We start from the raw sequence: 11184 nt of genomic DNA, 5'->3' as shown, positions 1-11184 counted from the left end.
CGTCACGATCCGCCGCACCTCCGCCTCCGACCGGGCCCGGGACGCCGTGGCGAGCGCGTCCTGGGCCTCCTTGCGCAGGGCGAGGGTGGGCGGCAGCCGGGACAGGCCCTCGTCGCGCATCTTCCGCTTCAGCCACCACATCTCGTCGTACGGGGCGTCCGCGTCCCGCAGCGGCTTGCCGGCGCCCGGCAGACCGGCGAACGCGCCACGCTCCTCCGCCTCGCGGATCTGCCGGTCGACCCACGACTCGAATTCGATGCCGGGCGGTTTGCGTTCGGTCATAACGCGATCTCCCCGGTTCCGGGCGGCGCCGCACACACGACGCGGCTGCCGCGCTCCACCACCGTCGGTGCCCAAGAGTACGGCGGCCCCGGGGCACAGCGGCGACCGCCGGGGCGCTACTCGTGCGCGGCGACGAGGGTTTCCAGCAGCGCGTCCGGGAATTCCCGCTCGAAGGCCGATGCCTGCCAGCGGCTGGGGAAGAGCGCCAGCCAGCTGCCGTCACGGGTGCGGGTCAGCGCTTCGCCGTGCACCAGGCGGGAAAGGTTGAGCGCCTCGGCGCCCGCCTTGTCGGTGACCCGCGCCACGCTGTAGGCCAGCGGTTCCAGCCGCAGCGGCGCGGAGAACTCGTTCTCCATCCGGTGCGCCACGACGTCGAACTGCATGGGCCCGACCGCCGCCAGCACCGGCGACTGCTCGCCGCGCCGGTCGGAGGCCAGCACCTGCACCACGCCCTCCTCGTCGAGCTGTGCGATGCCTCGCCGGAACTGCTTGGAGCGCCCGATGTCCGACGGCCGGGCCACCGCGAAGTGCTCGGGCGCGAAGGTGGGCATGGGCGGGAAGTCGGCCCGGGCCCCGGTGTAGAGGGTGTCGCCGACCCGCAGCGCGTTGGCGTTGACCAGGCCCACCACGTCTCCCGGGTAGGCCGTCTCCACCGACGAGCGGTCCTGGCCGAAGACGCTGTGCGCGTACTTGGTGGCGAACGGCTTGCCGGTGGCCGCGCGGGTCACCGTCATGCCGCGCTCGAAGACGCCGGAGCAGACCCGTACGAAGGCGATCCGGTCCCGGTGCGCACGGTCCATGTTCGCCTGCACCTTGAAGACCAGCCCGGAGAAGGCCGCGTCCACCGGCCGCTCCCCGCCGCCGAGCAGCGGGCGCGGAGCCGGGGCCGGCGCCAGGTCGACCACGGCGTCCAGCAGCAGCCGCACGCCGATGTTGGAGACCGCGGCGCCGAAGAAGACCGGCGTGGAGTTGCCGGCCAGGAAGTCCTCCTGGTCGTGCACGGCACCCGTCTCGCGCAGCAGCTCCAGTTCCTCGGACGCCTGCTCCCATTCCGGGCCCGCCGCCACGGCGGCCTGCTCGGCGGTGAGCGTCTCCTCGACGGCCTCCTTCGCGCCGCCGGGCGTACGCGTGTAACGCAGCAGGTGCCCGGGATCGCGTACGTCGACCAGTCCGCGCAGCTCTCCGGCGATGCCCACCGGCCAGGTCACCGGCGTGGGCTTGAGCTTGAACTCGCTCTCGATCTCGTCCAGCAGCTCCAGGGCCTCCCGGCCCGGCCGGTCCCACTTGTTCACGAAGGTGATCACCGGGACGCCGCGGTGACGGCACACGTCGAAGAGCTTGCGGGTCTGCTCCTCCAGGCCCTTGGCCGCGTCGATCAGCATCACCGCGCAGTCCACGGCGGCCAGCACCCGGTAGGTGTCCTCGGAGAAGTCCGCGTGCCCGGGGGTGTCCAGCAGGTTCAGCACCCGGTCGCGGTGGTCGAACTGCAGCACCGCTGAGGTCACCGAGATGCCGCGGGCCTGCTCCATCTCCATCCAGTCCGAGGCCACCCCGCGCCGGCCCCCCTTGCCGTGCACCGCGCCGGCGGAGGTCAGCGCGCGGGCGTGCAGGGCGAGCGCCTCGGTCAGCGTGGACTTGCCCGCGTCGGGGTGGCTGATCACGGCGAACGTACGCCGCCGGGCCGCCACCGCGGCGGGGTCGGCGTTCGTCATCGGGTGGTCCCGCCCGTCTCCTGCCAGTGCTTACGCAATCCCGCCACCCGCTCCTCGAGCTCGTTCTCCGACGCCGCCCGCGCCCCCGCGCGACGCTGGAACCCTACTTCCCGGCGCCGGAAGACCCCCAATCGCGGCGGCGGCGCTCCCCCGCCGGTCTCGCCGCGTACACGTCACAGAACAGCTCCAGCGACGATCCGCGGAGCCGGCCGGCGGTGCGGCGCCCTGCTCGCAGCGAACACGCCACGGCCACGGCATGCGCGGCGCTCACCGCGGCCGGGCCGGCCGCCTTCGTGCCGGACCGGACTTGAAAACGCACGTCAACCGCCCCCTCCGGCAGTACAGTTGACGGTGTGCGCGGTCGCTTCCCGCAGCGGCCCGCGGACCGGACCGGAGGAAGGAAGTCTGTGAGCAGTCTCAACAAGGGACTCGGCAAGGTCGAGGTGACGCTCAAATGGGACCCGAGTCCGCTCGGTGCGCCGGTGCATGATCTCGACATCATCGCCGCCACGTACTCCACCGACGATCCCTACGGCGAGCCCGCGTATCTCGTCCACTTCGACAGCCGCTCCCCGGACGGCACCATCACCCTCAGCAGGGACAGCCGTACCGGCCAGGGCTTCGGACCCGACGAGGCCCTGGTCCTGGAGCTGGACCGGCTGGCCCCCGCGTACGGGCGCGTGGTCGTGGGCGTGGTCATCCAGCAGAGCGGGGGGCGGCGGACCTTCGGCGACATAGCGAACAGTGCGGTGCGGGTCGCCGTGGGGCACCACGAGCTGGCGGGCGACGACTTCGCGGACGTCGCCGGTTCCACGGCCGCGACCGTCGCTGAGTTCACCCGTGCCGGGGCGGAGGAATGGGAGTTCCACGACACCGTCAGCGGATTCGACACCGACCCGGAGTCCTTCGCGGGCGTGATGGGGAGCAGGCGCCCCTGACCCGCTCCTGACCCACACCTGGCCCTGCGGCGCGAGCGCCCGCCGTCGACGCACGGGCTGAGGTGCTGGGCCGCGTAGCAGCCCCTGGGACAGACTTGCGGAATGAGCGATTCCCAGGGGTCCGCCGGGTCTTCCCGCACACAGCTGACCGGGCGGACTCCCTGGCCGAGCCCGCAGGGGCCGCTGCGCCGGTTCCTGCGCACCGAGACCGGCAGCGCCGCGGTGCTGCTGGCCGCGACGCTCGCGGCGCTGGCCTGGGCGAACATCGACTCCGCGTCCTACGAACGCTTCTGGGCGACGAAGCTCTACCTCGGTGTGGCCGGCCAGGACATTTCCCTGGACCTGCACGAGTGGGTCAACAGCGGCCTGATGACGTTCTTCTTCTTCGTCGTCGGGCTGGAGGCGCGCCGCGAGTTCGACATGGGCGATCTGCGCGAACGCCGCCGTGTCACCCTGCCTGCACTGGCCGGCCTGGGCGGGATGGCCGTACCCGTCCTCATCTACCTCGCGGTCAACGCGGGCCACTCCTCCGCGCAGGGCTGGGGCGCGGCGATGTCGACGGACACGGCGTTCGCGCTCGGCATGCTCGCCCTGGTCGGCCCGCGCTTCCCGCGGCGGCTGCGGGCCTTCCTGCTCACCATCGCCGTCGTCGACGACTTCGTCGCCCTCGGTGTCATCGCCGTCTTCTACAGCGAACAGGTCACCCTCGGCGCGCTGTTGGCCGCCTGCGGCGTCTTCGCACTCGTCCTGCTGATCCGGGCCGCCGACGTCTCCTCCGGAGTCGTCTACCTGTTACTGGGGATGGTTCTGTGGGCAGCGCTGCTCAAGTCCGGCATCGATCCGGTCGTCGCCGGTCTGGCACTGGGTCTGCTGACCTACGCCTATCCGGCCGCCCGGGGCGATCTGGAACGGGCGAGCGGCCTCTTCCGGCTCTTCCGCGAGCAGCCGACACCGCAACTCGCCCGGTCCGCGCGAATGGGGCTGGCCGCCGCGATCTCCCCCAACGAGCGCCTACAGGAACTCTTCCACCCCTGGACCAGCTATGCGGTCGTGCCGCTCTTCGCCCTCGCCAATGTGGGGGTGCCGATCACCGGCGAGCTCCTCTCCCGCGCGTTCACCTCCCCCGTCACGCTCGGCATCCTGTTCGCGTTCGTGCTGGGGAAGCCGGCCGGCATCGTCGGGGTCTCCTGGCTCGTCACCCGGCTCAGCCGCGGCCGGCTGCGCCCCCCGGTGGGCTGGGCCGCCGCCGCGGGCGGCGGGACGATCGCGGGTATCGGCTTCACCGTCTCGCTGCTGATCGCCGGACTGGCCTTCCACGGCGGGGAGTTGGAGGAGGCGAAGATCGGCATCCTCAGTGCCGCGCTGTGCGCGTCGGCCGCGACCTGGGGTGTCTCCAGGCTGACCACGCTGCTGCCGCACCACGTACGGGGCCGCGCCCTGCACGGCAGGTCCGCTCCCGTCGTCGACCTCACCAGCGTGATCGACCCCGAGCGTGATCACGTACGCGGCCCCCGGGACGCGACCGTCACCGTGGTGGAGTACGGCGACTACGAGTGCCCGTACTGCGGCGCGGCCGAACCCGTCATCCGTGAACTGCTGGCCGGCCTGGGAGATGTCCGCCACGTCTGGCGGCACCTGCCGCTGACCGACGTCCACCCGAATGCGCAGCTCGCCGCCGAGGCGTCCGAGGCCGCCGCCGCGCAGGGTGCCTTCTGGGAGATGCACGAGTGGCTGCACGCCCACCAGGAGGACCTGCGGATGCCGGCGCTGGTACGGCAGGCGGAGGCACTCGGCCTGGACGTCGAACGCTTCCGCCGGGACATCCACGACCGCGCCGGCGCGGACCGGATCGCCGAGGATCTCGGCTCCGCCGACGAGAGCGCTGTCTCCGGCACCCCGACCTTCTTCATCAACGGCCGCCGGCACCGCGGCGCCTACGACAGCGACGCCCTCCACACGGCCGTACGGGCCGCGCGGGTACGGGCGAAGCTCGGCCACTAGTGCGTGGTACCGCGTCCAGGGCGTGTTATCGCGCGGGTGTCCACGAATCCGCACATACCCTGCGAAGACGCTGATTCGAAGCAGGGAGTACCACGATGGACCGAGACGACCTGCCTGCCCCGGACACGGGCCTGATCCTCACCCACTTCCTCACCGTGCGGGACGTGGCGCGCTCCCGCTCGTTCTACGCCGACGTCCTGGGCGGCACGGTGGTGCTGGAGGAGAACCCGTGCATCGTCAAGCTCGCCAACGGCTGGATCATCATGAATCCCGGCGGCGGCCCCACCCCCGACAAGCCCGGTGTGACGCTGCGACCGCCCGAGGACGTGAACACCACCTCGAGCTTCCTCAACATCCGCGTGGCCGACGTTCAGGAGTGCTATCGCGCGTGGAGCGCCAAGGGCGCGGAGTTCCTCACACCGCCCATCGACCGCAAGGCCGAACTGCGCTGCTACGTACGCGACCCCGACGGCTACCTCATCGAAGTGGGACAGGCGACCGGGATGCTGGAGGGGATCCTCGCCGACCCGCCCGCCGGTACGGCGTAGGAGCGGCGGGACGGATTCGTCACCGGGGGCCGATGCGGCCGCCCGGCCTGAGGTTCCAGCGCCCCGTCCTGCCGCTGAGGCCGGTGGCGGTCAGAGGTTCCACGTCCACCCGCCAGAAGCCCTGCGCGGGGGCGCCCAGGGCGCAGACCACGGCGGCCCGTACGACATCGGGCTCCACCACGGCCACCACCCGCCCCGCTTCCGCCGCCAGCCGGTCCAGCCAGCCCTCGGTCCTGGCGCACAGCTCCCGTACCGACTCACCGCCGTGCGGGGCGACTTCGGGGTCCGACAGCCAGACGGGAACCGCTTCCGGCTCGGTGGCCGCCACCTCTTCCAGGGGCCTGCCACGCCAGCGGCCCATGTCGCAGCCGCCCGCCCCGGGTTCGGGCACCGCCCGCAGTCCGAGCCCGTCGGCCGTCTGGGCGCAGCGTGGCGAGGGCGAGGCGAGGACGCGGGCGTCCGCAGGTACGGACAGCGAACCGGCCGCCGCCCGGGCCGCGCGCAGCCCGGCCGCCGTCAGTGGCCGCCCGTCGTCGAAGCGGACCTCGTCCGACGCCTCGCTGCGGGCCGCCGAGATCAAAGTCACTCGGGTCGTCATCGTTCCCTCCAGCCCCGTGAACGGCCGTTTCCCGCACGAAAGTTGATCACACCGCACCTTTGCCGGCCGACGGTGCGGTCTTGGCCCGGCAGGCCGGATCGCGGTACCTTCCGCTGGTATCGACGACAACTCGGAAGCCGGTGGGAATCCGGCACGGTCGCGCCACTGTATGTCCCCGCCCTCGGGCCGGGACAAGTCAGACCCGCGGTGTCGTCACGAGCTCCACCGACAGGGACGCGAGTTCCCAACAGGAGGTCCGCCATGGCACAGTCCATCGCCCCGCCCAGCCCCGGCACCAGCACCGCGATCCCGGCCACCCTGCCGGTGAAGGCGATCCTGCCCTGGGCGTTCTTCTTCGGTCTGCTGATGCTGGTTCTGCTGTACTTCGTCGGAGCGGAGCAGGGGGCCACGTCCCTCATCTCCGGTACCGGCGTGCACGAGTGGGTCCACGACGGACGCCACCTCCTCGGCTTCCCCTGCCACTGATCCGGCGGGAGCCCCAGCACCATGAATTCCGCAACAGTACGAACACTCCTTGTCCGCGGCATGCTCGCGGGACTCGTCGCCGGCTTGCTGGCCCTGGTCGTCGCCTATCTGCTCGGTGAGCCTCACATCGATGCCGCCATCGCCTTCGAAGAGGCCCACGCGCACGGGCACGGGGGTGAAGAAGAGGAACTGGTGACCCGCGGCGAGCAGTCCACCGTGGGTCTGGCCACCGGTGTGCTGATCTACGGTGTGGCCTTCGGCGGTATCGCCGCGCTGGCCTTCAGCTTCGCCCTGGGACGCGTCGGCCGGTTCGGCCCGCGCGCCACCGCGGCCCTGCTCTCGGGCGCCGCCTTCGTGACCATCTGCCTCGTGCCGTTCCTGAAGTACCCGGCCAACCCGCCCTCCGTGGGCGACCCCGCCAGCCTCGACAAGCGCACCGCGCTGTACTTCCTGATGATGCTGCTCGGCGTGCTGCTGGCGCTCGCGGCGACGATCCTGGGCAAGCGCCTGGCCGTCCGGCTCGGCAACTGGAACGCGACGGTCGTGGCCGGGCTCGGCTTCGTCACGGTCATCGGTCTCGCGTACGCCTTCCTGCCGTCGCTCAGCGAACTCCCCGAGGGATTCCCGGGCTTGCTGCTGTGGCGGTTCCGGCTCTCGGCGCTCGCCGTCCAGCTCGCACTGTGGACGGCCTTCGGCCTGGCCTTCGGTCACCTTGCGGAGCGTGCGCTGAAGCCGGCCTCGTCCCGCGCCGCGCCTGAGCCGACCGCGGCGGCGACTCCCGCGCCACACTGAGAAGTCGAGCGAGAGCCGGGGCTGGGCCTGGCGGCCATGGACGGCCGCCGGGCCCAGCCGTGTCACTGGACCTCAGCCCTCGCGCACTTCGGACCGCACGGTACGGGCCGCCGCAGCCAAGTGCTCCAGTGCCGCGCGCACTTCCGGCCAGCCGCGGGTCTTCAGCCCGCAGTCGGGGTTGACCCACAGCCGTTCGGCGGGGATGGCCCCGAGGCCCTTGCGCAGCAGTGCCGCCACCTCATCGGCGCTCGGTACCCGCGGGGAGTGGATGTCGTGGACGCCGGGACCGACCTCGCGGGGATAGCCCACGGTGGCCAGTTCGTCCGCGACCTGCATGTGCGAGCGGGCCGCTTCCAGGCTGATGACGTCCGCGTCGAGATCGTCGATCGCGGAGACGATGTCGCCGAACTCCGCGTAGCACATGTGGGTGTGTATCTGGGTGTCCGCACGCACGCCGGCGGTGGTGAGGCGGAAGGACTCGGTCGCCCACGCCAGGTACGCCGCCCGGTCCGCGGCCCGCAGCGGCAGGGTCTCCCGCAGCGCCGGCTCGTCGACCTGGATGACGGCGGTGCCCGCCGCCTCCAGGTCGGTGACCTCGTCGCGCAGGGCGAGTGCGACCTGCCGTGCGGTCTCGGCCTGCGGCTGGTCGTCCCGTACGAACGACCACGCCAGCATCGTGACCGGTCCGGTGAGCATGCCCTTGACGGGACGCGGGGTCAGCGACTGGGCGTAGCGCGTCCACTCCACCGACATGGGTTCCGGGCGGGAGATGTCGCCCGCCAGGATCGGGGGACGTACGTAGCGGGTGCCGTAGGACTGCACCCAGCCGTGCCGCGTCGCCAGGTACCCCTTCAGCCGCTCGGCGAAGTACTGCACCATGTCGTTGCGTTCGGGCTCGCCGTGCACCAGCACGTCGAGACCGGCCTCCTCCTGGAAGGCGACCACCTCGCGGATCTCGGCGGCCATCCGCTCGTCGTAACCCGCCGCATCCAGGCGGCCGGCCCGCAAGTCGGCACGGGCGGTACGCAGTTCGCTGGTCTGGGGGAAGGAACCGATGGTGGTGGTGGGGAGGAGGGGCAGACCGAGGCGGGCTCGCTGGGCGGCGGTCCGCTCCGGGTAGGGCTGCGAGCGGCGCCCGTCGGTGTCGGTGACGGCCTGGGCGCGGGCCCGTACGGCCGGATCGCTGGTGAGCGCGGAGGAGGTACGGGAGGCGAGTGCCGCGTAGTTGGCGGAGAGCCGTGGCGCGATGGCGCCGGTGCCTTCGCTCAACCCCTGGGCCAGGGTGACGACTTCCTCGGTCTTCTGCCGGGCGAACGCGAGCCAGCGGGCGACCTGCGGGTCCAGCTCCCGCTCGATGGCGGCGTTCAGCGGGACGTGCAGCAGCGAGCAGGACGGCGCGACGTCCACCCGGTCGGCGAACCCGAGCAGCGAGGCGAGCGTGGACAGCGACCGCTTCAGGTCGTTGATCCATACGTTCCGGCCGTCCACGACACCGGCGACCAGCCGCTTTCCTGGCAGTCCACCCGCACGGGCCAGGTCGTCGACGTTGGCGGCTGCGGGTCCGGTGAAGTCCAGCGCCAGCCCCTCGACGGGGGCCTTGGCCAGCACCGGCAGCGCCTCGCCGAGGCGGTCGAAGTAGGAGGCCACCAGCAGCTTGGGCCGGTCGGTGAGGGTGCCCAGCTCACGGTAGGCACGGGCCGCGGCGTTCAGCTCGGCGGGCGTGCGGTCCGCCACCAGGGCGGGCTCGTCCAGCTGCACCCACTCGGCGCCCGCCGCGCGGAGGTCGGCGAGCACCTCGGCGTAGACGGGCAGCAGCCGGTCCAGCAGGGTCAGCGGCTCGAAGTCCGCGGCGACCCCGGGGGCGGGTTTGGCCAGCAGCAGATAGCTGACCGGGCCGACGAGTACGGGCCGGGCGGTGTGACCGAGGGCCACTGCCTCGGACAGTTCCGCGACCTGCTTGGCGGAGTCCGCGGTGAAGACGGTGTCGGGGCCCAACTCCGGGACCAGATAGTGGTAGTTGGTGTCGAACCACTTGGTCATCTCCAGCGGCGCGACGTCCTGGGTGCCGCGCGCCATGGCGAAGTAGCCGTCGAGCGCGCTGTCCTGGACGGCGGCCCGGTGCCGGGCGGGAACGGCGCCGACCATGACGGTGGTGTCCAGCACGTGGTCGTAGTAGGAGAAGTCGCCGGTGGGCACTTCGTGCACGCCGATGTCGGCGAGCTGCCGCCAGTTGCCCCGGCGCAGTCCCGCCGCGGTCTCCCGGAGGGCGTCGGCGGTGACGCGGCCCTTCCAGTAGCCCTCGATGGCCTTCTTCAGCTCACGGTCGGGTCCCTGGCGCGGGTAACCGTACACGGTGGCACGGGATGCCGCGGCTGCGGTCTTGCTGGTCACTCAACTCTCCTTCGCGAGTCTCGCCGGTGACCTCGGGCGACGAGGTCCTGCACGAGAAGGAGAGGCGACGGGGCGGCACGCATCGTGGGTGCCCGCCCGTACCGCCGACCCGCCCTCGAGGTCACCGAGATCGCCGCGCACGACTGTCGCGCGCGGACAGTGGCAGGTCTTCGGACTCGCGGGCATTTCGCGACCGACCGTACGTGCGGATGCACGCGCCGGACGCGGCTCCTACTGACCGTCGCTTCCCGGACCCGCTCTCGGGCCCAGTGCGTATGACGGCGTTCGTTCCCACTCACCGCTGCGGGGCAGTTCCGGAGTTCCACCGGATTCCCTCTTACGACGCGCCTGCCTGGCGGGCAGGCCGAACCAACTGCCCTTCCACCCTACGCGCCGGCCCACCTCCCCGACAGTCGGCCGAAGGTGATCTCACTGGTCACCCTTCCCGGTAGTCGGGCCGGGTGAGGGTGCTGACCTTCTGCCCTTCCCTGAGTATCCGGTTCAGGAGGAAGCGCCTGCTCAGCAGAGCGTTGCGGGTGCCCAGACCGGCCGCGGTGCGGGGGCGAGAAGCTTCCCGGTGCGGCCCGGGTGGCTGCCCAGAATTCAGGCGGCGTCGGTCTCATGCGGGGTGAAGGTGACCTGGGTGTCGTCGTTGTCCAGGGCGATGTTGAGTGAGGCGTCCAGCGCGCGGGCGAGCTTGGCGAGCAGCGGCAGGGTCGGCACGGTGTCGGAACCCTCGATACGGGAGATCTTCGCCTGGGTGAGGGCGGCACGGTCGGCGAGCTCGGTCCGGGTCAGCCCCAGCTCGGTGCGCCGGTCATGGACGGCTTGGGCCAGCGCCATGGACAGCCGGATCTCGCGACGGGCCTCGGCGACATCGTCCGGCTCAGTGAAGCCCTCGGCAAGCTTGCGCTCTCGCAGGGTCTTCCAGCGACTGTGGCTCATCTTCACACCTCTCCTTCCTCGACGCGCCGCACGAACTCCTCGTGGGCCAATCCGTGTTCGGCTGCGCAGGTCTTCTGTGCGAGCTTGGCCCGCTCAACTTCGGCGTCCTCACGCATCTTCGTCTTGCGGAACACCGTCAACAGCACAGCGGTGCGGTTCGGGCTCAGCCAGTACGTGATGCGCATCGCCGCTCTGTCGAGCGTCGGGCGGAGTTCACGCACCCCGTCGCCGAGGTACGGGCGTAGGGCTCCCCGAGAGCCGCCGCGTTCTCGGCCGGCAGGCCCGCGTACTCGTCCACCTTGAGGAAATGCTTGGCAGGCAGAGACTCCAGCCAGGCCCGCACCTCGGGCTCGATGTACTTCAGGTTTGGTTTCCGAGCCGGAGCCTCAGCTGTTGGCCAGGGTGCGGTCGAGGAGAGGGAGCAGGCGGTCCCAGTGGCGCTGCAGCGCGGAGGGGCTGAAGGCGTCGGTATCGGACATGGTGAAGCCATG

10 protein-coding genes, 2 pseudogenes and 2 riboswitches are annotated in these 11184 nt (G+C 71.5%); of the genes and pseudogenes, 5 read left to right on the top strand and 7 right to left on the bottom strand.

Annotation, left to right across the window (positions count from 1 at the left end; all coding sequences use genetic code 11):
* Positions 1-282 (bottom strand): DUF1992 domain-containing protein (locus tag ACRDP3_RS19175; RefSeq protein ID WP_431518192.1); only part of this gene is annotated, 282 nt, incomplete at its 3' end.
* A gap of 116 nt (positions 283-398) precedes the next feature.
* Positions 399-1994: a peptide chain release factor 3 gene (locus ACRDP3_RS19170; protein WP_431518191.1), complete on the bottom strand. Its 1596-nt coding sequence runs from the start codon at positions 1992-1994 to the stop codon at positions 399-401.
* A 353-nt stretch (positions 1995-2347) separates the two neighbouring features.
* Between ACRDP3_RS19170 and ACRDP3_RS19165 the strand changes: the two genes are divergently transcribed.
* The 3 genes from ACRDP3_RS19165 to ACRDP3_RS19155 all read left to right on the top strand — a co-directional run bounded on the left by ACRDP3_RS19165 (position 2348) and on the right by ACRDP3_RS19155 (position 5481).
* A complete protein-coding gene (locus tag ACRDP3_RS19165) occupies positions 2348-2932 on the top strand; it encodes a TerD family protein (RefSeq protein WP_431518190.1) in 585 nt (194 codons plus the stop codon).
* Positions 2933-3034: 102 nt separating this feature from the next.
* On the top strand, positions 3035-4933 hold the full coding sequence (gene nhaA / locus ACRDP3_RS19160) for a Na+/H+ antiporter NhaA (RefSeq protein WP_431518189.1): 1899 nt from the start codon (positions 3035-3037) through the stop codon (positions 4931-4933).
* A 95-nt stretch (positions 4934-5028) separates the two neighbouring features.
* A complete protein-coding gene (locus ACRDP3_RS19155; protein ID WP_431518188.1) occupies positions 5029-5481 on the top strand; it encodes a VOC family protein in 453 nt (150 codons plus the stop codon).
* A 19-nt stretch (positions 5482-5500) separates the two neighbouring features.
* On the opposite strand, the gene ACRDP3_RS19150 is transcribed toward ACRDP3_RS19155, so the two are convergent.
* Positions 5501-6079: a histidine phosphatase family protein gene (locus ACRDP3_RS19150; RefSeq protein WP_431518187.1), complete on the bottom strand. Its 579-nt coding sequence runs from the start codon at positions 6077-6079 to the stop codon at positions 5501-5503.
* Positions 6080-6157: 78 nt separating this feature from the next.
* Positions 6158-6294, top strand: a riboswitch (cobalamin riboswitch).
* 46 nt (positions 6295-6340) lie between these two features.
* On the opposite strand from ACRDP3_RS19150, the gene ACRDP3_RS19145 reads away from it, so the two are divergent.
* Both ACRDP3_RS19145 and ACRDP3_RS19140 read left to right on the top strand, forming a co-directional pair.
* Positions 6341-6565 carry a CbtB domain-containing protein gene (locus ACRDP3_RS19145; RefSeq protein ID WP_431518186.1) on the top strand — a complete coding sequence of 75 codons (225 nt, stop codon included), beginning with the start codon at positions 6341-6343 and terminating at the stop codon, positions 6563-6565.
* A 21-nt stretch (positions 6566-6586) separates the two neighbouring features.
* Positions 6587-7357 (top strand): CbtA family protein, encoded by a 771-nt coding sequence (locus ACRDP3_RS19140; protein ID WP_431518185.1) that lies wholly within the window; start codon positions 6587-6589, stop codon positions 7355-7357.
* A gap of 72 nt (positions 7358-7429) precedes the next feature.
* Here ACRDP3_RS19140 and metE read toward each other — a convergent pair whose 3' ends face one another.
* The 4 genes and pseudogenes from metE to ACRDP3_RS19120 all read right to left on the bottom strand — a co-directional run.
* Entirely contained in the window at positions 7430-9748 is a 2319-nt protein-coding gene (gene metE, locus ACRDP3_RS19135; protein ID WP_431518184.1) for a 5-methyltetrahydropteroyltriglutamate--homocysteine S-methyltransferase, read from the bottom strand.
* Between the two features lie 145 nt (positions 9749-9893).
* Positions 9894-10137: riboswitch (cobalamin riboswitch) on the bottom strand.
* 214 nt (positions 10138-10351) lie between these two features.
* Positions 10352-10693 (bottom strand): helix-turn-helix domain-containing protein, encoded by a 342-nt coding sequence (locus ACRDP3_RS19130; RefSeq protein WP_431518183.1) that lies wholly within the window; start codon positions 10691-10693, stop codon positions 10352-10354.
* Positions 10694-10695: 2 nt separating this feature from the next.
* Positions 10696-11057: pseudogene (locus tag ACRDP3_RS19125) on the bottom strand (type II toxin-antitoxin system RelE/ParE family toxin).
* A gap of 22 nt (positions 11058-11079) precedes the next feature.
* Positions 11080-11184: pseudogene (locus tag ACRDP3_RS19120) on the bottom strand (dienelactone hydrolase family protein); the annotation flags it as partial.

Source organism: Streptomyces sp. (assembly GCF_050698815.1).
Lineage (GTDB): Bacteria > Actinomycetota > Actinomycetes > Streptomycetales > Streptomycetaceae > Streptomyces.
This window is presented reverse-complemented; position numbering and strand designations above follow the sequence as displayed.

Bases quoted from the DNA above. Each gene is read 5' to 3' on its own strand.
- ACRDP3_RS19170 (WP_431518191.1), bottom strand. From the start codon at position 1,994: ATGACGAACGCCGACCCCGCCGCGGTGGCGGCCCGGCGGCGTACGTTC.
- nhaA (WP_431518189.1), top strand. From the start codon at position 3,035: ATGAGCGATTCCCAGGGGTCCGCCGGGTCTTCCCGCACACAGCTGACC.
- ACRDP3_RS19155 (WP_431518188.1), top strand. From the start codon at position 5,029: ATGGACCGAGACGACCTGCCTGCCCCGGACACGGGCCTGATCCTCACC.
- ACRDP3_RS19150 (WP_431518187.1), bottom strand. From the start codon at position 6,079: ATGACGACCCGAGTGACTTTGATCTCGGCGGCCCGCAGCGAGGCGTCG.
- ACRDP3_RS19145 (WP_431518186.1), top strand. From the start codon at position 6,341: ATGGCACAGTCCATCGCCCCGCCCAGCCCCGGCACCAGCACCGCGATC.
- ACRDP3_RS19140 (WP_431518185.1), top strand. From the start codon at position 6,587: ATGAATTCCGCAACAGTACGAACACTCCTTGTCCGCGGCATGCTCGCG.
- ACRDP3_RS19130 (WP_431518183.1), bottom strand. From the start codon at position 10,693: ATGAGCCACAGTCGCTGGAAGACCCTGCGAGAGCGCAAGCTTGCCGAG.